This window comes from Corynebacterium cystitidis, assembly GCF_900187295.1.
Lineage (GTDB): Bacteria > Actinomycetota > Actinomycetes > Mycobacteriales > Mycobacteriaceae > Corynebacterium > Corynebacterium cystitidis.
Map to the genome: position 1 here is coordinate 915,465 of NZ_LT906473.1, position 23,575 is coordinate 939,039.

Below are 23,575 nucleotides of genomic sequence, written 5' to 3' on the forward strand. Positions count from 1 at the left end.
AAGTTTCCGGTGTGGCAGATGTGAATAATGTGATAAATGGGGCTATCCTTGGTGCATGTCTGTCAAAAGTTCTCCGTCGCGCTCATCGCGCCGCTCTACTCGCGGCCCGAAGAGCCGTGCACGTAGAGGTGGTACGACGCGAACTGTCGGTCACACTACTCGTTCCACGCACCCATCGACCGCAACAACCACTCAGTTGGCCGCAGACACGGCCGATGAGCGTGTTGGTTCTGCCTACAAGGCTGTAGGATCGACTTTCGGGGCACTTGCGCGTGGAACAGCGCGCGGAATGGGCTCGCTGACCCGTGGTGTTGCAGGCCTGGGTGCTAAACTCGGTCGGACCCGAAGAAGGGGCGACCACTCCGACACAAGCATTGACGGAAACACTGACAACCACTTGGACGACGTAGAGGCAACCACGAGAGGCCGAAAAGCCCTCAAAAACCGCAAGGGGGACAAGCCCATCGAAGCGCTAGACGAATCCGACGTTTCTGAATTTGGGGATTCTGACTCAACCACTGTTATTACCCGTGGCAATGGTTCCCACCGTGGGGATACCGCAGGCCTCGTGTTGATTGGTTTGGCGGCCGTGCTCGGTGCATCGGTGTGGCTCGACATTGCGGGCCCCATTGGTGCAGCAATCGAATCTGCTACTCATCTAGTGATCGGTGCGGGAGCTTTGGTCTTGCCAGTGGCATTGGTGGCCATTGCCATCGTTCTGATGCTGGATTATAAGGCGGATCGAAAAACTCAGACTCGAATCACAGTAGGCGTCGTGTTGATCGTGGTTGCCATGCTTTCGCTCATGCATATCTTTGCTGGTAATCCTGCTGATTGGGAGACTCGCAAAATTGCTGGGGGTGCCATAGGGGCGATAATCGGCGGAAGCCTTGCTGCTGGCTTTTCCAGTTATGTCGCAGTCCCACTTCTGATTCTTTTGATTGTGTACGGTGCGCTCAAAATGACGGGCGTGACGGTCCGCCAACTGTTCAATCAAATCGGGGAGCTGTTTTCCTCGATGGGGTCACGCAATTTCACCGATGATCCCGATGAATTCGATGACGAAGCCTCTGATGACCGTTACGCGCATGTGGCTGATGATGTCGATGACATAGCTGCGGGACGAACGCGCAATCGCAGAAAGAACCCTGCACATACTCCGAGACCTACTCGCCGCCGTGCGCAACCTACTCCGATGGAGAACTACCCAGCTGCAGGAGCCGATGCGCAACAAACCCTGATTGCTGATCCACGAATTATCGAGGAGGCACCAAGCGACGAGTTCAACCCTAATGCAGAACCTGAGTTTGCCGACGATGATCGAGGTGAAACTCTGCCTGCATCGTCCAAAAAGCGAGCACCATCGCGTTTTCGTCAAGCCAAATCGCGCCCCGCACCTGCCGCATCCCACGACGACACCGACGAAATACCCGTAGTGGAGAAGCCTACACGCAGCCAGGACGATGCGGTTACCACTTCTTTAGAAAAGACACGACAGGCAATCATCGCCCGTTCCGGCATTGACGCTGGTGCTATTCCGGCAGCTACTCCGAAGTCTGAGCTGGACAAGAATCTTCCCACTCCCCAGGCGCGCACACCGGAACCTGCAACTGACTATGTTCTGCCCTCGACGGACCTTCTGGTGGCAGGTGATGTGCCCAAGACACGGACCGAGACCAATGACCGGATGATTGAGGCCATTACTGAGGTCTTCAGTGAATTCAAGGTTGATGCACAGGTCACTGGGTTCTCGCGCGGTCCAACAGTAACCCGCTACGAGGTTGAGCTAGGCCCCGGCGTTAAAGTCTCGAAGATCACCAACCTTCAGTCCAACCTGGCCTACGCAGTGGCTACGGACAATGTGCGTTTGCTTACCCCAATCCCCGGCAAATCAGCAGTAGGTATTGAGGTGCCCAACCTGGACCGCGAGATGGTGCGTTTGCGCGATGTGCTCGACGCTCCGAAGATTCGGGGCAATCATGATCCGATGCTGATCGGTTTGGGCAAGGATATTGAAGGCGAATTCGTTGCCCACTCTGTGCAGAAGATGCCCCACCTCCTTGTCGCTGGTTCGACTGGCTCCGGTAAGTCTGCGTTTGTGAACTCCATGCTGGTTTCGCTGCTCACGCGTGCGACGCCGGAGGAGGTCCGCCTGATTCTGGTTGACCCGAAAATGGTAGAGCTTACGCCGTACGAGGGGATCCCACATCTGATCACTCCAATCATTACGCAGCCAAAGAAGGCTTCGGCTGCTTTGCAGTGGCTGGTCGAGGAGATGGAGCAGCGCTATATGGACATGAAGTCTGCACGCGTGCGCCATATTAAGGACTACAACGCCAAGATCCGTTCCGGTGAGCTGCAGGCTCCTCCTGGATCGGAGCGTGAGATGCAGCCATACCCGTTCATCGTGTGCGTGGTCGACGAGTTGGCGGACCTGATGATGACCGCTCCGAAGGAGATCGAGGACTCGATCGTCCGCATCACCCAGAAGGCGCGTGCTGCAGGTATCCACCTCGTGTTGGCTACTCAGCGCCCATCGGTCGATGTTGTTACCGGCTTGATTAAAACCAATGTGCCATCGCGGCTGGCATTTGCCACTTCGTCGCTCACTGATTCGCGAGTGATCCTGGACCAAGCGGGTGCCGAAAAATTGATCGGCATGGGCGATGGCTTGTTTATCCCTCAAGGTGCCGGTAAACCGCAGCGTATGCAGGGCGCGTTTGTCACCGATGAGGAAGTTCAAGCGGTTGTTGAAGCTGCCAAGAATCAGGCCGAGCCGAACTATGTTGAAAACGTTACTGAGGAGAAAGAATCCGAGAAGAAGGTCATTGATGATGACATCGGCAAGGATATGGATGACCTGCTTGAGGCTGTTGAACTTGTTGTGACCTCGCAGCTTGGCTCTACCTCGATGCTCCAGCGTAAACTTCGCATCGGTTTTGCTAAAGCCGGTCGTTTGATGGACCTGATGGAATCGCGCGGTGTTGTTGGACCATCTGAGGGATCCAAAGCCCGTGAGGTCTTGGTTAAACCTGAAGAGCTGGACACGATCATTTGGATGATCAAGGGCGCTGACCCAGCTGATGCTCCGAAGGAAGTCCTCGAAGAGCAGGCGCTTGACGACGAAGCCCCTGCCGAGACTGCTGAGGCAAGCGATGTGGATTCCGGTTCTGATACCCGAGTGGTCCAAGCTACCTACAACCCTTCAAGCGGTGCGTTCTAGCGGGTGTACCTACACGATGTGCAGCGCATATTCATTCTTTTTTCAGTAAGGTAGAGAGCATGGATACTAAGAACACCTACCTTGACCTCATCAATCGCACCGAGGCTCAGCTGGAGAAGATCCCAGCGCTGACCGAAAAGCAGCTGAACTATAAGGCTGCTGGCCATCCCAACTCGGTTGCGTGGAACTTATGGCATACAGGCCGAGTGCTTGATGGCATGATCGCGCCGGTGGCTGGTACCACTCCTGTATGGGAAGAACAGGGCTTTCGGGAGAAGTTCGGCTTAGGTGATGTTGCTGATGGAACCGGTTTCGGCCAGAGCAAGGAGGAGGCTGCCCGTATTTACGTGCGTAAGCATTCTTTGCTCGTTGATTACATCAAGGCTGGGCTTGAGAATCTGCGTCGCTATGTGGACTCTCTGGAAACCACCGACTGGGACGAGATTATTGGTGAGTTTCAGGGGAAGCCGGAAAAGCGTCAGGATCGCATCTCGTTAGTTCTTGTTGATTCTTTGCAGCATCTTGGTCAAGCGGCCTTCTTGGCCGGCGCATCGCACAATAAGTGATTCGTTGATGTATAGTCGATTCGTATCTTGGAGGGGAGTACTCCACAATCGGCTTTGATCGTCAGCACGGACCATGGCTAGAGTGACTAGCGTGGTCCCGGTCGGGTCGGCCACGTGAACCGTTAGTGGTGGGGGAGACCTCCGGTCACATTTCTATTCGTTCGCGACCGGAGGCTAACACCTTATGTCTGTTCCATTCTGGGTCTGGGCGATCACAATCATTGTGATCGCTGGATTCTTTATCTTTGACTTTTATACCCACGTTAAGGAACCACATGAGCCGACGATGAAAGAGTCGAGTTTTTGGACTCTGTTCTACGTTGTTTTGGCCCTGGTTTTTGGTCTTTTCGTGTGGTTTGGCTGGGACGCTGAGCATGGCCTGCAGTATTACACGGGTTATGTAACAGAAAAGGCGCTTTCTATTGACAACCTTTTCGTATTCGCCCTGATCATGGGCGCTTTTAAAATTCCGCGCAAATACCAACAAAAGGTGTTGCTGCTGGGCATTGTCATAGCTTTGATTGCCCGCTTAATCTTTATCTTGCTCGGTGCAGCCGTTATCGCCGCGTGGTCGGATGTGTTCTACTTATTCGCCATTTTCTTGCTGTACACCGCCATCAAACTCATCTACGACGAAGCGACAGAACAGCCAGAAACCGATCCCAACGATATGGCCATTATCAAGTGGCTGCGTAAGGTAGTTCCGGTTACAGCTTCTTACCATGGTGACAAGCTGACTACTAAGGATCAGCACGGCAAGTTTGCTCTGACTCCACTTTTTGTTGCCCTTGTATCTATCGGGCTTGTCGACGTGATGTTCGCCTTCGACTCGATTCCCGCGATCTATGGCATCACCTCCGAGGCATACCTGGTCTTTACCACGAACGCGTTCTCTTTGATGGGTCTACGCCAGATGTACTTCCTGCTCGACGGTCTCTTGGACCGCCTCGTCTACCTGCCGTACGGTCTTGCACTGATCCTCGGTTTTATTGGCGTGAAGCTCCTCCTGCATGCTCTGCATGAGAACAACCTGCCGTTCATTAACGGTGGAGAAAACCTTGACGTACCTGAGGTGCCAACCACGTGGTCCTTGGTGATTATTGTGGGAATCTTGGTGGTGACTGTCATTGCCTCTCTCATCAAGGACAAACGGGATGAGGTGCAGGGCGGGAAACGTGGTCCGAAAACTCGCGTGGACTTCGATGATCATGGCAACCGCCGCAAGGTGGACGCTAAGGGGCGCCACATCGAGTGGATTGATGATCCCGCGACGTCCGGTAAGGGCGACCACACAGCGACGGGGTCTCGCGATGTCGACCATCTCGAGCCGGAGCCACATCCAGACGATCTTTAAATTCTAGAAACCCCCATTTATGGGGCGTGCGATGTCGTACCTGCCACCGCTGTTCATTCTTGGACAGCGGTGGCAGGTGTTCGTCGTTAAGCGTCGATGGCCTCATTGTCGCCGAAGATGTTGAGCACTGGGTTCCACTCGCGAATTGTGCGGGCGGCGATGGCCTTTTCGGTGTGGAAAGGGTCATCGTTCATGAGCTGAATTGCGTCATCGATGGATGCAGGAGAGTCGAGGCGGATGATAATCAACGCTGAGCCTAAGCCGTCTGTGTAAGGCCCGGACGCGACTAGTTTTCCTTGATCCTTGAGCGAGCCTAGGAACTCCCGGTGCTTCGGACGCAGGGCGACGATCTCATCGGCTTCATCAGCATAGGTGTAGTGGATTGCAAAATATTTCATGCCACTAATCTTAGCCACGCCCTGAACAACCCGAAGCAGAATTGGGGCGGATTGAACTTCTTGCACATCAGCCAGGTAGGGTGGTGTGCGTGAAGGAGCAGAATAACAAGACACCACCGGGTGGGAAGCAATCTAACTTCAACCTTCCCAATGTCTTGACTTCGCTGCGTATCCTCTTTGTTCCCGTCTTCGCCTGGCTTGTGCTTACGCAGCAGTGGTGGTGGGCGTTTGGACTATTTGCGGTTCTCATGGCCACCGACAAGTTGGACGGCGATATCGCTCGCGCTAAAAATTTAGTGACCGATTTTGGCAAAATCGCTGATCCGATCGCGGACAAAGCGCTGATGATCACGGCATTGGTCACGTTGAACATCGCCTCGACTTTGCCCGTTTGGATGACGGTGCTTATCGTTATCCGTGAGCTGGGTATTACGATCTGGCGCATGGTTTTACTGCGCCAGGGAAAGGTTGTCCCGGCTTCCCAAGGGGGCAAGGTCAAGACAACGCTTCAGGCCGTTGGCGTTGCGCTGTATTTGTGCCCATTGCCTGAGTGGATGAATCTTCCAACGTATGTGGTGATGCTGGCGGCGGTGATCGTTACCGTGGTCACGGGCATTCAGTACCTGATTGACGGAAGGAGGGCCAACCGTGCCGAGCAAGGCTGAGGAATTGGTTGATTTGTTGCGCACGCGGAAAGAAACTGTCAGTGTGTGTGAATCGTTGACAGCCGGGGCGGTCTGCGCGGAAATCGCGACTATACCTGGTGCTTCATCTGTTCTGCGTGGTGGTTTGGTCACCTACGCCACCGAGCTGAAGCATGAGTTGGCTGGTGTACCGGAGCACGTGTTGTCCGCCCATGGTCCTGTCTCAGCAGTAACAGCGCGCGATATGGCTCGCGGGGTGCGCAAAGTGTGTGGCTCTTCGTGGGGGATCTCGTTGACCGGAGTTGCGGGACCAGACATGCAAGATGGTCATCCGGTAGGTGAAGTTTTTGTAGGTATCGCGGGCCCGCACTGGACTGCGGCGTGGCAGGCAGCCGAGCTTGTCGACGCTTCCCGCGCACGATTCATTGTTGTAAATAACCGCGATACGCCGTTGCGTGTTTTGGCTGGGCACCGCGCTCAGATTAGGCGCAGCGCGGTAGAGGCGGGTCTCCAGGCTTTGTTGCGCGTCCTCAAAGAACAGAAACTTAAAGAACAGAAACCCGCGGGAACAAACCGAAGCACTCAACCGTTGGAGTAGATGATGGCAACTACAACTGCACTCTTAGATAATGTGACCGCTCCGGCAACCGTGGGGGCAGTCTCAACCTCGACACGTCAACCCGAACCCCTGCTGCGTGAGGCATTGGGGCTATCGTTGCGCGCATTCCGTGCGGACAAGGGGATTACGTTGCGGGATCTGGCGCAGCGTTCTCGTGTCTCTCCGGGCTATTTGTCTGAGCTTGAGCGTGGCCAAAAAGAGGTCTCGTCTGAACTGTTGGCATCCGTGTGTCATGCATTGGATACCACGGTTGCGGAGGTCCTAGTGGAGGCAGCGTCTAATATGACGCTGCAGTCAATGGCGGACGAGCTTGCACAGACGTCTCCGGCTGCTGCTGAAGCGTGACGTTTGAAGCTCCGCTACTATGTAAGCGTTAGTTAATAACGTGAGTATCCAGAAACCCGGACACCCGTCACGAAAGGTCGGTTAAACCAGATGGCAAACCCGTTTAAGAAACTGTGGAATTACCTCATGGCTCTCTTCGATAACAAGATCGAGGAAAATGCAGATCCTAAGATCCAGATCGAGCAGGCCATTGGCGAAGCTCAGCGCCAACACCAGGAGCTGTCGCAGCAGGCAGCGGCGGTGATCGGTAACCAACGTCAGTTGGAGATGCAGCTCAACCGCCGTCTGGGTGATATCGAGAAGCTCCAGGCTAATACGCGTCAGGCACTACAGCTTGCTGATAAGGCTCGCGCTGATGGCGACGATAAGAAGGCCATGGAATATGAAAACGCAGCTGAGGCGTTTGCGGCACAGTTGGTCACAGCAGAGCAGTCTGTGGAGGACACCAAACAGCTGCATGACCAGGCTTTGCAGCAAGCACAGCAGGCGAAGAATGCGGTAGAGCGCAACTCCATGGCATTGCAGCAAAAGGTTGCAGAGCGTTCTAAGCTGCTGAGCCAGCTGGAGCAGGCAAAGATGCAGGAGAAGGTTTCGGAGTCTCTCGAGTCCATGAACTCCATCACCTCTGGCAACACTCCGAACTTGGACCAGGTGCGAGACAAGATCGAACGCCGTTACTCCAACGCGTTGGGTAAGGCGGAGTTGGCCCAGAACTCTGTCCAGGGACGCATGGCTGAGGTGGAGCAGGCGGGTATTCAGATGGCAGGCCACTCCCGTTTGGAGCAAATCCGTGCAGAAATGCAGGGAGAAGCTTTGGAGTCCGGTGAGAAGCCAGCGATCGAGGGAAACAACACCTCTTCAGGTACCGAAGTTTCTGATGACGCGGTTCAGCAACGGATGCGCGAGCTGCGCGGCGAGGCATAGACGACGCTTGACGACGACTACCCCGTCCTTCTGTTCCCAGGCAGGAGGGTGGGGTAGTTGTGGTTGGGGCGGTGTTAATCGACAACTCCGCGTGCCATGAGCGCTTCGCCAAGTGCACGCGCCCGGCGGATTGAACGAATCATTATCGGCGCACCGAAAGCTCGTAGGCTCATGCCTGCCCCACGTGCCTGACGTGCCTGCATCACTTCATTCACGGTGTCCAGCATTAATGGGATGAGCCGAATGGTCAGGCTCAATGACAGACTGATCGTGTCTACTGGGAGCCCGAATTTCTCAAGAGGCCGAAGTGCCCGCTCGAGAGACTCCATGAGTTCCGCAATGGTGGTTGTCAGCGTGAGCAGCGACGCTGCAGCAACACATGCAAACAAGCTGATCACTAAGGCGATGCCATGAGACCATGAGTGTTGCCAGACTTGGAACGCGCCGAGGAACAATAATAGCGGTAGCACGGGCAGAGTTTGGCCTGCTGCTGTGCGACAGGGAATACGGGCTACCAGGTACCCTACTGCGACAATAGCCAAGGCATAGCACGCCTGGGACACGGTGTTTGCAAAGATCGTGGTGGAAATGACGAACACGATCAAGACGAGCATCTTGCTCCAGGCGGGAAGCCGGTGCAGGACGGTGTCGCTGGAGACATAGACGCCCATGGGCACTACGGTAATCATGGGCGAGCATCCATTAACGCAATGTAGTAATCAAGGGCATCGCCAGCGGACCCATCGAAAACGACAGCACCATCATCAAGTACCAGTATGCGTTCGAAATCGTCGACAAGCTCGAGGTCGTGCGTGACCACGATTAACTGTTGGTCTAGCTGAGCTAACTCGTGCGCAATTCTGCGGCGATTACGTAGGTCAAGCAGGGTGGTTGGTTCGTCGGCGATGATCGTGCGTGGCTCCATCACCAGCACCGCAGCCAAGGCAAGGAGCTGTTTTTCGCCACCAGACAAAGTGTGCGGCGAATGATCAGCGTGTTCTGTCAGCCCAAAACGCTTCAGCATCTCGTCGACACGCGCAATTCGTTCTCGCTTGGATAAACCAGACTTGCGCAATGAGAAGGCGATATCATCGGCCACACGTGGCATTACGATTTGGGATTCTGCATCGGAAAACACGAACCCGACGTGTTTGCGGATCTCCCTTCCGCTATTAGCGGTGGTCAGGCCGTCGTAAAGCACCTTGCCGCTGGTCGGATCAATGAGGCCGTTAATTAAGCGCGTTAGTGTTGACTTGCCCGATCCGTTTGCGCCGACTATTCCGATTCGCCTTTCTGACAGCGTCAGCGAGATATCGCCGAGGATGACGGTGTCATCGTAGGCGACACGGGCATGATCGAACTGAATAGTAGGCACGATGCTTGCAGTTTAGTTCTTTCGGGCGAGGTCGGGAAATGCCTGGTGCACACCGAGGGCAATAGCAATCATTACTGCAACTTTCGCGGCGTCAGGAACAAGGAAGGGAACTTGTGCTGCTGCGGCCGCCCCGATAGTCAAATCTGAGATGATCATCAGTCCGATAGCGCCGAAAAGGTACTGCGTAAGCAAGCCAATAATGCCAGCAAGGATGAACAAAGCCGCGCGGTACGCCGATTGTTTGCTGGAGCGCAGCGCCCCGTAGGCGATCAATCCTGCGAACAACGCAGAAAACATGTAGCCCACGAGGTAGCCCACCGAGGGGCCAGCTAGTGCAGCCAGGGTAGTACGTCCCCCCGCGAGTACGGGCAGGCCGATTAGTCCAAGGACGAGAAAAAGTGCCACGGAAAGGAAACCGCGCCGTGCACCCAGCACAAGGCCCGCGAGGATGCATGCGGCGTTTTGCAGCACAATTGGGATGCCGGCGGCGCCAACCGGAATGGAAACAAATGCGAGAACGATAATCAGGGCTGCGAAAACCGCGATATAAGCTATATCCATCGCAGCTGAACGCGACGAGGGGGAACCGTTTGCTACTGACATGCGACAAACTATATCGAAATTCCGTTGCTTTTAATGAAAACTGATGAACGAAATCTTTCAATTTCTGGGAGGCTGTCCTTCGCGTATATTGGAGCGCATGCGTTTGACGGAATTCCACCAGCTCATCGAAGACGAGTTTGGCTCCGCCCAGGGGGAGTGGATTGTGCACTCTCATGTGATTTCCGATCTCGGGGCCACCGCCGAAGATCTGATCGACGGCGGGTTGGACCCTCGTGAGGCGTGGCTTGGTCTTTGTGACGACTTTGATGTGCCTGAAGAAAGACGGCTGGGCGTCGACCGGCCGGGGGAAGAACAGCCAGAACCACCACTGCGTTTTTGGTAAGCAACACGCGACTTCCTAACTATCTTTCGAACAGTTGTGCGTGTATGTTCGAAGCTGTGTCGGCAACATGTTTTAAGGTGATTTCATCACTGACGGGGAACCAAACGGCTTCCGCGAAAGTCTAAAGAGGTAGACCAGGAAACCTGTTACGGCTACCAAACGAATACACCTTAGTAGAAACGAGGATTTAAACAGATGGCTACGAAGAAAAAGTCTGCCGCTGCTGGGGCGGGCGATCGCCAGAAGGCACTTGATGCCGCGATGTCCATGATCGAGAAGGACTTTGGCAAGGGTGCAATTATGCGCTTGGGTGACGATAACCGCCCGCCGATCCAATCGATTTCATCGGGTAACACGGCAATTGACGTTGCGTTAGGCATCGGGGGTTGGCCACGGGGGCGCATTGTCGAGATCTACGGCCCAGAATCCTCTGGTAAGACCACAGTTGCACTCCACGCGATTGCTGAAGCGCAGCGGGCAGGCGGCATCGCGGCGTTTATCGATGCTGAACACGCGCTTGACCCTGACTATGCCAAGAAGCTGGGTGTCGATACCGATAACCTTTTGGTGTCGCAGCCGGATACCGGTGAGCAGGCGCTTGAGATCGCGGACATGTTGGTGCGTTCAGGTGCGATCGATATGGTAGTGATTGACTCGGTTGCAGCTTTGACCCCGAAGGCCGAGATTGAGGGTGAAATGGGTGATTCCCACGTGGGTCTCCAGGCCCGTTTGATGTCGCAGGCATTGCGCAAGATGACGGGTGCTCTGTACAACACGGGTACTACCGCGATCTTTATTAACCAGCTGCGCGAAAAGATTGGCGTGATGTTCGGCTCTCCAGAGACCACAACTGGTGGTAAAGCGCTAAAGTTCTATGCTTCTGTGCGTGCTGATGTACGCCGCATTCAGACTCTCAAGGAAGGCCAGGATGCGATTGGAAACCGGACCAAGATGAAGATTGTGAAAAACAAGGTCTCGCCACCTTTCAAAATTGCGGAGTTCGACATCATGTACGGCGAGGGCATCTCTCGCGAGTCCTCCATCATCGACTTAGGTGTTGAACAAGGAATTGTGAAGAAGTCTGGTTCCTGGTTCACCTACGAAGGTGACCAGTTGGGGCAGGGCAAGGAGAAATCCCGTATCAATTTGAAAGAGAATCCGGAGCTTGCCGACGAGATCGAGCGCAAGATCTTCGAGAAGCTCGGAGTGGGCGAGTACGCCAACATAGACGAAGACGCTTTGACAGATGAGCCTGTAGATATGGTGCCCAACATCGACTTCGACGATGAAGATGACGACGATGCCGCAGTCGCAGGCGCAACAAAAGAGGGCGGCACTAAGTAATAGTGGCAGCAGAACCTGATCCAGAGAAGATAGCAAAGCTTCAGGCAGCTATCGAGGAATACGAGTCGGGAGCTTCTTCCGGTCTATTCGACCGCTCTAATGAGGAAGCGCTCGCACCAGTGCGCAAACGCGCACTGGGCCTGCTTGATCAACGGGCACGTTCGCGCAACGAACTGCGTGAACGTTTGCTGAAGGCAGAGTTCGCGCCCGAGCTGGTTGACGATGTGTGCGATGAGTTTGAACGAACCGGCCTTCTTAACGATCAAACATTCGCACGTGAGTGGGTCCGCCAGCGCGCTGCACGCAGGGGTAAGTCTTCGCGTGCTTTAGACCGCGAACTGCAAGAAAAGGGGGTTGCTTCAACTATCCGCGTGGAGGCGATATCTCAACTAAGCGCCGAAGACGAGGAAAAGATTGCACGGGGAATCGCTGAGAAGAAAGCCCGATCGGTCAAGGAGGTCCCTGTAGACCGCGCCGCATACGATAAGGTGTTGCGCCGCGTCGTGGGAGCCTTGGCGCGGCGTGGGTTTCCCAGCGCCATGAGTTTTAGTATCGCGAAGGCTGCCCTCGATGATCGGTTGGAGCAACTCCACTAGCCCAGCCAGTGTTTTTGTCGCTGGACACTCGGTGGAGCAGCAGTTCAGCACGCCCGGAGATTCGTCGTGTTGAAAACCCGCAGCGAAGAAGACTGCCACTTTACCTGCCTGGTAGGGCGCTATTAGGTGCTGTGGAACCGCCACGCTAGAATGCCCATCGTGTCCAGCGAAAAAGTACAGGAAAACCGCACGTATGAAGTCCGCACCTTTGGGTGTCAGATGAACGTGCACGACTCGGAACGGCTCTCCGGAATGCTGGAGGAAGCCGGCTACACCGCCGCGATTGACGGCGAGGAGCCTGACCTCGTCGTATTCAATACGTGTGCGGTGCGAGAAAACGCAGACAAGCGGTTGTATGGCTCATTAGGCCAGCTGAAAAATACCAAGGCTGCACATCCAGGTATGCAGATCGCGGTAGGCGGTTGCCTTGCCCAAAAGGATCGCGACACTGTAATCAAAAAGGCGCCGTGGGTAGATGCTGTTTTCGGGACCCACAACATCTCCGCACTTCCGGCGCTCTTAGCGCGGGCACGCCACAATGATGAAGCACAGGTAGAGATCGTCGAGTCACTCGAAGCGTTCCCCTCCGTGTTGCCTGCCAAGCGTGAGTCCGCTTACGCAGGCTGGGTTTCTATCTCCGTCGGTTGCAACAACACCTGCACGTTCTGTATCGTCCCGAGTTTGCGGGGTAAGGAAATTGACCGCCGTCCCGGAGATATCTTGGCAGAGGTCCAGGCCCTTGTGGATCAAGGTGTTTCGGAAGTGACGCTGCTTGGCCAAAACGTCAATGCGTACGGCGTAAATTTCGCGGATCCGGACATGGAGCGTGACCGCAGCGCGTTTTCGAAACTGCTGCGTGCCTGCGGGGAGATCGATGGGCTCGAACGAGTACGTTTTACCTCCCCACACCCAGCTGAGTTCACATCAGACGTGATCGATGCAATGGCAGAGACTCCGAATGTGTGCCCGCAGCTTCACATGCCCCTCCAGTCGGGATCAGACAAGGTGCTTAAGGACATGCGCCGCTCATACCGCACGAAGAAGTTCCTCGCAATCCTCGATGAGGTACGCGCAAAAATCCCTCACGCTTCCATAACAACGGACATCATCGTGGGCTTCCCAGGAGAAACTGAGGAAGATTTCGAAGCCACCATGGATGTTGTGCGTCAGGCACGCTTCACCAGCGCATATACCTTCCAATATTCTCCGCGGCCGGGAACACCAGCTGCAGAGATGGACAACCAGGTACCCAAGCACGTTGTACAGGAGCGGTTCGAGCGGCTCGTGGAGCTGCAAGATTCCATTTGCTTAGAAGACAACGAGGCGCTCGTCGGCACGCGTGTGGAACTACTCGTGCAGGAAGATGGGCGCAAGAATGACGCGACTCACCGGATGTCCGGGCGTGCGCGTGACGGGCGGCTGGTGCATTTTGCTGTTGCGGGCAGTACTGATGGTGAGGTGCGTCCTGGCGATGTTGTCGAGGTGGAGATAACGGAGGCGAAGTCGTTTTTCTTGATTGCAGACTCCGGCGTGATCAGCCACCGTCGCACCAAAGCGGGGGATAACTCCGCTGCTGGGAAAGTTCCTACCACTGCGCCGGTAGGTGTGGGTTTAGGCCTTCCTACTGTGGGTAAACCCGCTGCAGCTCCCCCGGCAGCCGGGTGCTGTTAGCAGGCGCGCTGATTCTTGCAAAAGTTCTCGCAAGGTTGTGTGCGGGAAACTTTAGTCCGTTGACTACCTAGGTTAGAATGACCCAGCAGAACCTGATACCACCATAAGCGGTAGTGACTGTTGAATACTCGTGAATTGAGGCGCATACCTGTGACCAATCCAGACGCTGGACAGCTGAACCGTAGCAAGGCTGAAGCTCTTGCTCAGCAGGAACGTAAGGTTGCAGGCGTAATGGACATGGGAAGCCTGCGCTGGGTGCTGCTCGGGTGCATTGTCGTTTTCGCGCTTTCGCTCTTTCTTCCCTTCGCCGGTGGCTATTCTGGTGTAGAAATCTTGCTGTTTACAGAGGCTTCACGCCAAGACGTAAAAATAACCGAGAACATCTTCGCGTGGACGGGCACACTTGGGTTGATTCTTGGAGGGCTCATGACAGTATTTTCCCGGAAATCTAATCCTTTTATCTTTACCTGGGCTCTCACTACGATCGCACTTTTTGAGGCGGTGCTAGCTTTGTGGCTGCGCCAGACAGGTGGCGGGTATGCGACCGCCGCTGGTATCTACCTGGCGATACTGGCAGTGGTTGTGGCTGAGATTGTGTGCGTGATGATTGCGACCCGCCGGAATCCCCAGCAGCAGGAGATTGCGCGCCAACGCCGTCAGCTCGATGACACTGATGAAGTAGGCATGGCGCAGCGTTCCGCGTCGAGTCGCGTAACACCAACGGTAAGCCAGGAGAACCCAGCGCTTGCTGACGATCGTCGTGCTCGTGCGGCCGAACGCCACCGTCGGCAGGGGCTGTAACAACGGCCTACGGTCAGGCGCGATAGTCTCCAAGTTTCTGCCACGCTGTCGTCGCCGAGATAATCTCGCCGTTAAGCGACGCGTTGAGCGCCTCCACCTGGGGGACACCTTCCGGGTACGAGGTGTAGCCAACGCGTGTTTCAGGCCAGCGTTGCTGTGCCTGGCTGACGGCGCTCATCATCGCGGAGCGGCCCAGCCCTTGCCCTCGCCACTGGTGGCGAACGAAGGTGGCGCCGAGTTCCACCACGCGGGATTCGGCGCCGGCAAAGCGTGTGACTTCGCTAAACGCAATAACGGCTGTGGAGTCTGAAGGGTCAGTGATCAGCGCGGTGATCTGTTCGCCCTGTTTGTCTGCTAGGCGACTGGAGGCTTGGGCGATGCGCTGTGGGGTCCACTGGATGGTGTCCATGACCAGGTCGCCGCGGGGGAGTTGTTCAGAAGCGAGCCTGTACATGTCGGACATGGATTCGCGTATGTCAGGCCCGAAGTTCATGTCGTCGGCGAGTGTGACGCTGTCTGCCCAAGATCCTTGCGCATCGGTCGCCACTGAGAGGTCCAGTTTTGCCTGGTATTCGGTGTGGGCCCGGTGGTAGCCGGGAATATTGGGGCCGGGGGTATCTGGCGGGTGGGTAATCCACAGTTGCCGGATCGGCCGGGCAGTGTGATGTGCGAGCGTATCGACGAGATCAAGAGCTGCCTGCCACGCCTCATGGACTTCTGCATCCCACGGCTGGCCGGGTAGAGGGGCAATCGATGAATCCATGGTGATGTGGGCCTCGATCACGTGCAGGTCCTCCAACAGAGGCAGCGAGATCATCACCCAGGCCGCGTAGTCGAGGGGCTGCCCAGCATCTCCTGTTGATGGGATCTCGGGCAGCCCAAATCGCCCCGTTGGCCGAGGCCCTGGGGGAGAGGCGCATAACGCAAACAACAGGGCGTCGGATTCTTCCGAACCTTGGAGACGCACCACGAGGCGTGAGGCCGTGGTGCCGGAGGTGGGATCACCAGTGATGTCCTGGATCGACAGGGTGGAGGAAAACGCGTAGGCACTGACCGCCTCAGATGGTGTAAGTTCTCCGCCTGCCCCACGAACAGGGCGGGCAAGCATCACGGGGTAGAGCACGTGGCTTACTCGGTGATCGCCTTGGCTGCCACGTCGGCGAACTCCTGCCACTGCTTCGCTTGCTCGCGCAGCTCGGTGGCCTTTTTTTCATTACCGTCGGCCGCGGCCTTGTCGGCCTGGGCCTGCAGGTCATCAGCCTTGGACTGGAACTGGTCCACACGTGCCTGCGCTTCCGGGTCGGTGCGGCGCCAACGCGATTCTTCTGCATCGCTGACGCGCTTTTCTACAGCCGATATCTTGTCTTCGTATTCGCGGACCTTGCCGCGCGGCACGTAGCCGATTTCTTCCCACTTTTCTTGTAGTTCGCGCAGCTTGTTTTTCGCCTGTTCCAAGCCCTGTGACGGGTCGATCTGGGAGTCATACTCGGCCAGCAGTTTGTCTTTAGCCTCGGCGTTAGCTTCAAATTCGCGGTCGCGTTCGTCGTTGACTGCGTTGCGGGCGTCGAAGAAGTGGTCTTGGGCGGCTCGGAATTTTGCCCAAAGTTTGTCGTCGTCACCGCGCGGAGCACGGCCTGCGGCCTTCCACTCACTCATCAGGTCGCGGTAGGCGCGTGCCGTCTCATTCCAGTCGGTAGAATCTTGCAAAGCTTCGGCGCGTTCGACGAGTTCTTCTTTCTTCTTCTTTGCTGTGGCGCGGGTGCGGTCCAGCTCGGCGAAGTGGGAGCCACGACGGCGGTTGAATGAGTCGCGCGCACGCGAGTAGCGCTTCCACAGCTGGTCATCGGTCTTGCGGTCGATCCCGCGGATCGTCTTCCACTCCTCTAAGATGGCGCGGATCCGGTCGCCAGCAACCTTCCACTCGGTGGAGTTTTCTGCCAGGTCCTCGGCTTCGGCGGCGAGTTCCTCTTTGCGTTTGATTGCGGCAGCTCGGCGTTCAGCCTTCGCTTTTTTGGCTTTTTCGCCGGCTTCATCGGAGTGCGCGATCACCGCATCGAGGCGTTTTTCCAGCCCATCGAGGTCTCCGATTACAGCCTGATCGCTCAAGCCGGAGCGGATCTGTTCAGCAGACTCCCTGATTGCGGCGGCATCGTCTGGGTGTGCAACCAAGCGGGCTTCAAGCAGCTCAACCTCGGTTGCCAGATCGTCGAATCGCTGGCCGTAGTGCGCTAGTCCCTCCTCTGGGGTTCCAGCCTGCCACGAGCCGATCGCCCGCTCGGTGCCACCCTGGGTGACATACACTGTGCCGTCGTCGGCGATGCGCCCGAACTTCGACGGGTCGGTGGGCTCTGGCGCAGATACGGGGACAGGTGATGAGGTAGGACGGTGGGCAGCACCCGGTGTTGGGCGTGGGCCTGGCTTGGGGCCACGCTTTGCTATCGCCGCCGGTGAAGGCGTGTGTGGGGCGCCGCTGTTGTCGGAAGGCTGAGGGGAAGGAGTCGACGGGGTAGGCATTGGGTTCGTCCTTTTCTGGGTTCGCGCCGCGCGACACGGCTGCCGGAAAGTGTGCCTTTTAAACATACCGCCAGTAGACGGTGTGTGTCAGCGAATACATGAGGAAATACGGCTTCAGTCTTCACCCTAGCTAGGGTAGGAGGTGTGATTCTGCAGTTTTCTCCCACTCTCATTGTGGTTCCCGGCAGTCCCGCGATGGTATCTGACCTCGCCCCGGCTGACCCTGCTGGCGAACAGTTGCGGCAATCTGTCGCGCAAGCATTATCGCTTGTCGACGATCGCCCGTGTGAGATTGTGGGTAGTAGTGATCCACGGTGGCGGACGAAGCTTTGCGGTTCGTTTGCGGCTTGGGGTGCGCCACAGGTGTCGGTGGGCACCGGCTATGATCTCGCGGAGCTGATCGGCAGATATGTACTTGGAGAAAAGGCTACTGCAAAAACGCCGTTTCGTTCCGAATTGTTCCCGCTCAACCCTGACGCGGTGACGGTTGTGGTGCTCGATGGGCCGGCTGGTTTGACGCCGCGGGCCCCTTTAGCCCTTGTTGACGGTGCTGCTGAAGTTCATGGGGCGTTTCAGCGGTTGTTGGAAGGCCTGCATGAGGAGTTCACGGCGCAACAACTCACTAGTTCTGGAGTGATCGAACCAGACTTGTGGCTGCAGTTGGCGCAGCTGCGTCCGGTGCGCGCCACACTACTGTGCGCCGACGATACTTTGGGGGTGGGGCGGTATGTGGCGTGCTGGGAGGTGGAGCAGTGACTGCAGTGACTGATGATAAGCATCCGCCTGTTCCGATCGCGGTGGTCGGGCCAACGGCATCTGGAAAGTCTGCTTTGGGTATCGCTTTAGCTCATGAACTAGGTGGTGAGGTGGTCAATGTTGATTCAATGCAGCTGTACCGCGGCATGGATATTGGTACTGCGAAACTACCGCTGGCTGAACGCGAGGGGATCCCACACCACCTGTTAGACATCTGGGATGTGACCCAAACCGCGTCGGTGGCGCAGTATCAACAGCTCGCTGTCCGTGCGGTGGAGCAGCTGCGAGACCGCGGTGTTACCCCCATCCTTGTGGGGGGATCTATGTTGTATGTGCAGTCGTTGGTGGATGCTTGGCAGTTTCCACCGACAGATCCAGTCGTGCGTGCCACCTATGAGGCACGCTTGGAAGATATCGGCATCGACAATTTGCATGCCGAACTTGCTGACATTGATCCCGAGGCGGCGGCGATCATCGAGGATAAAGATCCCCGCCGGACGGTACGCGCTTTGGAAGTGATCCAATTGACCGGGAAGCCTTACCAGGCTTCGCAACCTCCGAAGGACGCCCCGCCGCGCTGGGGCACACGCCTGTTGGGGCTGCGTACCGAGCCTGACTGGTTGAATCCACGCATTGAGTTACGCACGCACCAGATGTTTGAGCAGGGGCTTATCGACGAAGTTCGCACGCTTGTCGACGACCACGGCCTCACCGCCGATTCCACCGCGGGCCGCGCGATTGGTTATGCGCAGGTCTTGGACATGTTTGCGGGCCGGTTGACACCGACGGATATGGTGGAGCGCACCATCACAGGTACGCGTCGCTACGTGCGTCGGCAGCGTGCGTGGTTTAATCGCGATCAGCGCATCAGGTGGCTCGACGCGACCCGTAATGATGTGGTGGGCGCTGCACTAGAATTCTTGGGGTGACTAGCGCCCGGGACCTAGGCGTCGGGCGCTTCGCTTGGCATCTGCCCACGCCATGGACAGCTCGGCTGCGCGTTCATCAGTGACTGCCAAAAGCCGTTCTAACGCGGCCTTGCTCAATGACGGGTCACTCAGGTGAGCGTCGATACGCGTGACAAACCTGCGTGCTGAGGCCGCGCGTAGTTGAAACTCTTCAATGGCGGGGTCGTTGGAGTGCGGCTCTGCGAGGGCAGCGTAATACAAGGTGCGATTCGCAATGGAATCAGTGTCTGTGCCATGCAATAAGGTGTCGTAGGCTTCGAGGACATCGGTGATATCTGCCCGAGCGATCGCAAGGGAGGTGCGCAACGATGCAATCTCAGGGTTGTTGCGACGTGGCCAGAAAAACCAGGCCGTAACCCCGATCACAACCAGTGTGACAGCGATAATATGGAACCGGGACACCACCAGAACAAGGCCTGCCAGTGCGATGACACCAGCCAACCCGCGGCGACTAAAGTCCGGCTCCATATCTATGTTTCTCCAGTGTGTTTCTTGTGCTTGGTTTCTAGTGGCCTCCGCACCCGCAGCTGCCACCACAACCACCGCAACCGGCAGGGGCAATCAAAGCGCCGGTGAGCAGTGCAGTACCAGCAATCACTGAGTCACGCTGTGGTAGCTCACCGTCGGGCAGGCATACGTCGAAAGGGAACGCACCATCAACCGAGGCGTGGATGAAGCGCTGGCCGGTCAATTGATTGTTGCGGTACTCAGCCTCGAGCACACGGGCCGAGAACCGTGCTGCGGCATCCGGTGCGGAGGCACCCGAGCCGTTGGCCACGGCCTCTGCGCCGGGCGATTCAATGACACCAAGGTCGCGGCCGGTCGTCGACAAGAACTCGTCTGTACTGGCGTAGGTATCAGCGTCAATCGCCAGTGCAGTCACACCGAGTTCCTGCCACTGCTGCGTTTCCTCATCGGCGATCAGCGGGCCCTGCGCAAGATTCACAGTCACATTCATGATGACCCCGCCGAACGGATCGAGGACCTCGCAAAACGCCACAACGTCATTGAGCATTGTCACGTGCGCGTGAGTGCGTGTGGTAGACGCGAAGCCAGCGTAGGTGGCAAACGGTTCCACGGCTAAGATATTGATCTGCGCGCCCGACCCATCAGAGAATTGGATCAATTGGCCGCCGCGGACTTCACCAATCACTGCCAGGTTATTTGTGGCGATGGCTGCCTCTACAGCATCTTGCCACTTGCCATACTTCAAGCCGATGCTCTTCAGATCACTACTCATGCCTGTTTACTCTACCGACTACCTACTACAAGGAATGGAATTGGGCATTGATTGGTTACAGTAGGAACAACCGAAAGGATTGAATGAACCAAGTGCCGAACAATAACCAGACGCAATCCCACGAGGAACTGTTAGAGCAGGCGTTTCGTGACAACGCGCCCCAGCCATCGTCGACACGCGATGACAGCCCCACCGTAGGCGAGCTTGATCTTGAAGTACGCAACGCGTTCAGAAGGGTTGAGCGCTCTGACTCGGTGCGCTCGCGCGATGCGGAAGACATCTACGAGGTGGAATACCGCAAACTACGTCTGGAGCAGGTCATCCTGGTGGGGGTGTGGACTGAAGGCACCACCGCAGAAGTAGAAGCGAATATGGCCGAGCTGGCAGCGTTGGCGGAAACAGCCGGTGCTGAAGTGATCGACATGCTGTATCAGAAACGAGATCGGCCTGATCCAGGCACGTTTATCGGCTCGGGCAAGGTGAAAGATTTGCGCCAGATCGTGGAGGCAACAGGTGCTGACACAGTCGTGTTCGACGGCGAGCTTTCACCAGGCCAGCTGGTCGCGCTTGAGGAAGCGTTGAAAACCAAGGTGATCGACCGCACCATGTTGATTTTGGATATCTTCGCTCAGCACGCCCAGTCTAAGGAGGGCAAAGCCCAGGTCTCGCTGGCACAGATGCAGTACCTCTACACCCGTACCCGTGGTTGGGGCGGTAACCTGTCGCGCCAGGCCGGCGGACGTGCCGGATCCAATGGTGGTGTGGGCCTACGTGGACCTGGTGAAACCCGGATTGAGGCGGACCGTCGCAGGCTGCGCACGGACATGGCCAAGATCCGCAAAGAGCTAACGGCGATGAAAACGGCGCGTGAGATTAAGCGCTCGCGTCGGCAAGCGTCCACCTTGCCCAAGATTGCGATTGCGGGCTACACCAACGCGGGCAAGTCCTCGCTGATTAACGCGATGACGGACGCCGGAGTGCTGGTTGAAGATGCCCTCTTTGCAACCCTGGATCCAGCCACGCGCAAGGCGCAGTTAGCCGACGGCCGATCCATCGTGATTACCGATACCGTTGGTTTCGTGCGGCACTTGCCGACGCAGCTGGTTGAGGCTTTCAAGTCCACCCTCGAAGAAGTCCTGGGTGCAGATCTGATGCTGCACGTAGTCGACGGATCTGATCCGTTCCCGCTGAAGCAGATTGATGCTGTCAACACAGTCATCTCCGAGATCGTGCGCGAAACAGGGGAGGAAGCACCACCTGAGATCATTGTGGTCAACAAAATTGACAAGGCTGATCCCTTGACCTTGGCGGAGGTGCGGCACGCGCTGGCCGACACTCACAATGTAGTTTTTGTCTCCGCCGCCACGCGCGAGGGGCTCGACGAGCTCGAGGCACGCATTGAACAATTCCTCAACACTCTCGACCGCCACGTTGAGCTTCTGGTGCCATACACCCGCGGAGATATCGTCTCGCGCGTGCACAACGAAGGAACCGTGCGCTCCGAGGAACACACAGCCGAAGGCACGCGTATCGACGTTCGCCTGCCGCAAGTCCTGGCGGACCAATACGCCGAATTTGTTGCGGACGAGGATCTAGATGATAATCAAGATTCGTGACTAACCAACTGGGCTGGAACCTCCACGGTGACGGCAAAAAGATTCTTCCCGGGGCGGTTGTTTCCCCCAACGAGCGGCTTGATTGGCCGCGAACAATCGGTATCGGCATGCAACACGTGGTTGCGATGTTCGGTGCAACACTGCTGGTGCCAACGCTGACTGGCTTCCCAGTAAACACCACTTTGCTATTCTCCGGGTTAGGCACGATCATCTTCCTGCTGATCACGCGTAACCGACTACCGTCATACTTGGGCTCCTCATTCGCGTTCATCGCCCCGCTGAGTGCCTCGGCCCAGTACGGAATTGAGGCACAGATCACCGGCGTGCTGTGCACAGGCGTCGCACTGATCATTGTGGGTTTCATAGTGAAAGCTGCAGGAAAACGCGTCATAGATGCGGTGATGCCGCCTGCTGTTACTGGCGCAATTGTCGCGCTGATCGGATTCAACTTGGCACCTACGGCGGTGGCCAATGTGGAGACCCAGCCACTAGTAGCAGGCGTTACCTTGGCCACGATCATTATTTTCACCGTGGCCATGCGGGGGATGGCGACGCGCCTCGCAATTCTGATTGGCGTGGTTGTCGGCTGGGTTTTCGCAGCTGCCACCGGGAACCTAGCCGAGGGGGCGGGGGAGACTATCGCGAACGCGCCGTGGATAGGGCTGCCCACCTTTCACTTCCCCAATTTCGATCCTGCGGTGGCAATTCCAGCAATCCTTGTCACCCTCCCTGTGCTTGTCGTTTTAATCGCGGAGAACGTGGGCCACGTCAAGGCTGTGTCTGAAATGACAAGGACCGACCTTGATGACCTCGCCGGCGACGCTTTAATCGGCGATGGAATTGCAACAAGCTTGGCTGGTGCTTTCGGCGGCTCAGGTACCACCACCTACGCAGAAAATATTGGCGTGATGGCCGCGACCCGCGTGTACTCCACAGCAGCATACTGGGTGGCAGCCGTCTTCGCTATCGCCCTGGCGTTCATCCCGAAATTCGGCGCGTTGATCTTCACCATCCCCACCGGTGTCCTTGGAGGAGCCTGTCTCGTGCTCTACGGATTGATCGGCATGTTGGGCGTGCGCATCTGGCAGGATAATAACGTCAACTTCAATAACCCAGTCAACCTCACTGCAGCGGCAGTGGCCATGGTGGTGGGCATCGGCAATCTATCGCTTACTGTTAGTGGCGTTCCACTCGAGGGAATCGCGCTGGGCTCGGTCGGCATCATCGTGCTGTACCCAATCATGAAGTGGGCTTATACCACCGTCGGTGAGGGACAACAGCACGCCAGGTTCTAAAAACAGGTCGAGTTGGTGCAGAATTCTGCAGCTGCAAAATAAACAACGACCACCTGATGAGCCACGTGGTCGTCGTTAAGCGCGGTGTTACGGAAATACTTAAGCGTCTAGGTCAGACTCGATCAATGCCGCGATCTTTTCGACGGCTTCCTCGTTATCGGAGGAAACAATGACCTCATCGCCTTGCTCAGCGCCAAGAGCCATGATCATCAGAGACGAGGCAGCGTCGGCCTCTTCGTCTTCGTCGGAAGCTAAGACAAGCAAGATTTCATCATCGTACTCCGCAGCTGCCTCAGCGATTACGGTGGCGGGGCGCGCGTGCAGGCCTACAGAGGAACCTACCTTGACGGTTTTTGATGCCATGAGAATAATTTCCTTTC

25 protein-coding genes are annotated in these 23,575 nt (G+C 56.6%); 16 read left to right on the top strand and 9 right to left on the bottom strand.

What is annotated here, in order from left to right; translation table 11 throughout:
• Positions 1–55 precede the first annotated feature (55 nt).
• The 3 genes from CKV99_RS04320 (at position 56) to CKV99_RS04330 (ending at position 5,143) form a co-directional block, all read left to right on the top strand.
• On the top strand, positions 56–3,223 hold the full coding sequence (locus CKV99_RS04320; protein ID WP_092254909.1) for a DNA translocase FtsK: 3,168 nt from the start codon (positions 56–58) through the stop codon (positions 3,221–3,223).
• Positions 3,224–3,282: 59 nt separating this feature from the next.
• On the top strand, positions 3,283–3,789 hold the full coding sequence (locus CKV99_RS04325) for a DinB family protein (RefSeq protein WP_092254912.1): 507 nt from the start codon (positions 3,283–3,285) through the stop codon (positions 3,787–3,789).
• A gap of 184 nt (positions 3,790–3,973) precedes the next feature.
• Positions 3,974–5,143: a TerC family protein gene (locus CKV99_RS04330; protein WP_092254915.1), complete on the top strand. Its 1,170-nt coding sequence runs from the start codon at positions 3,974–3,976 to the stop codon at positions 5,141–5,143.
• 86 nt (positions 5,144–5,229) lie between these two features.
• Here the strand turns inward: CKV99_RS04330 and CKV99_RS04335 are convergent, their stop codons facing one another.
• Positions 5,230–5,541 carry a YciI family protein gene (locus CKV99_RS04335; RefSeq protein WP_092254918.1) on the bottom strand — a complete coding sequence of 104 codons (312 nt, stop codon included), beginning with the start codon at positions 5,539–5,541 and terminating at the stop codon, positions 5,230–5,232.
• An 89-nt stretch (positions 5,542–5,630) separates the two neighbouring features.
• Between CKV99_RS04335 and pgsA the strand changes: the two genes are divergently transcribed.
• From pgsA to CKV99_RS04355, 4 genes are all read left to right on the top strand, one after another.
• The gene (pgsA, locus tag CKV99_RS04340; RefSeq protein ID WP_092254921.1) at positions 5,631–6,206 is read left to right on the top strand and encodes a CDP-diacylglycerol--glycerol-3-phosphate 3-phosphatidyltransferase; all 576 of its coding nucleotides are present in this window, start codon (positions 5,631–5,633) and stop codon (positions 6,204–6,206) included.
• Positions 6,190–6,783 carry a CinA family protein gene (locus CKV99_RS04345; RefSeq protein ID WP_092254925.1) on the top strand — a complete coding sequence of 198 codons (594 nt, stop codon included), beginning with the start codon at positions 6,190–6,192 and terminating at the stop codon, positions 6,781–6,783. Before pgsA ends, CKV99_RS04345 begins: the two co-directional genes overlap by 17 nt.
• Positions 6,784–6,786: 3 nt before the next feature.
• Entirely contained in the window at positions 6,787–7,149 is a 363-nt protein-coding gene (locus CKV99_RS04350) for a helix-turn-helix domain-containing protein (protein ID WP_092255668.1), read from the top strand.
• 90 nt (positions 7,150–7,239) lie between these two features.
• Positions 7,240–8,073, top strand: coding sequence for a PspA/IM30 family protein (locus CKV99_RS04355; protein WP_092254929.1), 834 nt, complete (start codon positions 7,240–7,242; stop codon positions 8,071–8,073).
• Positions 8,074–8,147: 74 nt separating this feature from the next.
• Here CKV99_RS04355 and CKV99_RS04360 read toward each other — a convergent pair whose 3' ends face one another.
• Genes CKV99_RS04360 through CKV99_RS04370 form a run of 3 tightly spaced genes read right to left on the bottom strand, consistent with a single transcriptional unit; the run spans position 8,148 to position 10,051 of the window.
• The gene (locus CKV99_RS04360; RefSeq protein ID WP_092254932.1) at positions 8,148–8,762 is read right to left on the bottom strand and encodes an energy-coupling factor transporter transmembrane component T family protein; all 615 of its coding nucleotides are present in this window, start codon (positions 8,760–8,762) and stop codon (positions 8,148–8,150) included.
• Entirely contained in the window at positions 8,759–9,448 is a 690-nt protein-coding gene (locus CKV99_RS04365; RefSeq protein WP_092254935.1) for an energy-coupling factor ABC transporter ATP-binding protein, read from the bottom strand. The genes CKV99_RS04360 and CKV99_RS04365 overlap by 4 nt, the downstream gene beginning before the upstream one ends.
• A gap of 12 nt (positions 9,449–9,460) precedes the next feature.
• On the bottom strand, positions 9,461–10,051 hold the full coding sequence (locus tag CKV99_RS04370) for a biotin transporter BioY (RefSeq protein ID WP_231910170.1): 591 nt from the start codon (positions 10,049–10,051) through the stop codon (positions 9,461–9,463).
• A 97-nt stretch (positions 10,052–10,148) separates the two neighbouring features.
• On the opposite strand from CKV99_RS04370, the gene CKV99_RS04375 reads away from it, so the two are divergent.
• The 5 genes from CKV99_RS04375 to CKV99_RS04395 all read left to right on the top strand — a co-directional run bounded on the left by CKV99_RS04375 (position 10,149) and on the right by CKV99_RS04395 (position 14,806).
• A complete protein-coding gene (locus tag CKV99_RS04375; protein WP_092254938.1) occupies positions 10,149–10,394 on the top strand; it encodes a DUF3046 domain-containing protein in 246 nt (81 codons plus the stop codon).
• A 195-nt stretch (positions 10,395–10,589) separates the two neighbouring features.
• Complete coding sequence (recA, locus tag CKV99_RS04380) at positions 10,590–11,738, top strand: recombinase RecA (RefSeq protein ID WP_092254940.1); 1,149 nt, start codon at positions 10,590–10,592, stop codon at positions 11,736–11,738.
• Positions 11,739–11,740: 2 nt separating this feature from the next.
• Entirely contained in the window at positions 11,741–12,334 is a 594-nt protein-coding gene (gene recX, locus CKV99_RS04385; RefSeq protein ID WP_092254941.1) for a recombination regulator RecX, read from the top strand.
• A 150-nt stretch (positions 12,335–12,484) separates the two neighbouring features.
• Positions 12,485–14,005 (top strand): tRNA (N6-isopentenyl adenosine(37)-C2)-methylthiotransferase MiaB, encoded by a 1,521-nt coding sequence (gene miaB, locus CKV99_RS04390; RefSeq protein WP_092254943.1) that lies wholly within the window; start codon positions 12,485–12,487, stop codon positions 14,003–14,005.
• A 150-nt stretch (positions 14,006–14,155) separates the two neighbouring features.
• On the top strand, positions 14,156–14,806 hold the full coding sequence (locus CKV99_RS04395) for an Rv2732c family membrane protein (protein WP_092254946.1): 651 nt from the start codon (positions 14,156–14,158) through the stop codon (positions 14,804–14,806).
• Positions 14,807–14,819: 13 nt separating this feature from the next.
• On the opposite strand, the gene CKV99_RS04400 is transcribed toward CKV99_RS04395, so the two are convergent.
• Positions 14,820–15,980: a GNAT family N-acetyltransferase gene (locus CKV99_RS04400; protein ID WP_231910171.1), complete on the bottom strand. Its 1,161-nt coding sequence runs from the start codon at positions 15,978–15,980 to the stop codon at positions 14,820–14,822.
• The gene (locus tag CKV99_RS04405) at positions 15,935–17,320 is read right to left on the bottom strand and encodes a DUF349 domain-containing protein (protein WP_092254952.1); all 1,386 of its coding nucleotides are present in this window, start codon (positions 17,318–17,320) and stop codon (positions 15,935–15,937) included. Before CKV99_RS04405 ends, CKV99_RS04400 begins: the two co-directional genes overlap by 46 nt.
• 144 nt (positions 17,321–17,464) lie before the next feature.
• Between CKV99_RS04405 and CKV99_RS04410 the strand changes: the two genes are divergently transcribed.
• Both CKV99_RS04410 and miaA read left to right on the top strand, forming a co-directional pair.
• Positions 17,465–18,076: a hypothetical protein gene (locus tag CKV99_RS04410; RefSeq protein WP_231910172.1), complete on the top strand. Its 612-nt coding sequence runs from the start codon at positions 17,465–17,467 to the stop codon at positions 18,074–18,076.
• A gap of 5 nt (positions 18,077–18,081) precedes the next feature.
• Complete coding sequence (gene miaA, locus CKV99_RS04415; protein WP_092255674.1) at positions 18,082–19,005, top strand: tRNA (adenosine(37)-N6)-dimethylallyltransferase MiaA; 924 nt, start codon at positions 18,082–18,084, stop codon at positions 19,003–19,005.
• On the opposite strand, the gene CKV99_RS04420 is transcribed toward miaA, so the two are convergent.
• Entirely contained in the window at positions 19,006–19,512 is a 507-nt protein-coding gene (locus CKV99_RS04420) for a hypothetical protein (RefSeq protein WP_092254955.1), read from the bottom strand. It lies immediately after the preceding gene.
• Between the two features lie 37 nt (positions 19,513–19,549).
• Positions 19,550–20,284 (bottom strand): hypothetical protein, encoded by a 735-nt coding sequence (locus CKV99_RS04425; protein ID WP_092254958.1) that lies wholly within the window; start codon positions 20,282–20,284, stop codon positions 19,550–19,552.
• Between the two features lie 83 nt (positions 20,285–20,367).
• Here CKV99_RS04425 and hflX point away from each other — a divergent pair, with 83 nt between their 5' ends.
• Together hflX and CKV99_RS04435 are read left to right on the top strand one after the other, a co-directional pair.
• Positions 20,368–21,900 (top strand): GTPase HflX, encoded by a 1,533-nt coding sequence (gene hflX / locus CKV99_RS04430; protein ID WP_092254962.1) that lies wholly within the window; start codon positions 20,368–20,370, stop codon positions 21,898–21,900.
• Entirely contained in the window at positions 21,897–23,195 is a 1,299-nt protein-coding gene (locus CKV99_RS04435) for a uracil-xanthine permease family protein (RefSeq protein ID WP_092254965.1), read from the top strand. The genes hflX and CKV99_RS04435 overlap by 4 nt, the downstream gene beginning before the upstream one ends.
• A gap of 99 nt (positions 23,196–23,294) precedes the next feature.
• Here the strand turns inward: CKV99_RS04435 and CKV99_RS04440 are convergent, their stop codons facing one another.
• Positions 23,295–23,558, bottom strand: a complete 264-nt coding sequence (locus CKV99_RS04440) for an HPr family phosphocarrier protein (protein WP_092254968.1) — start codon at positions 23,556–23,558, stop codon at positions 23,295–23,297.
• Positions 23,559–23,575: the final 17 nt, after the last annotated feature.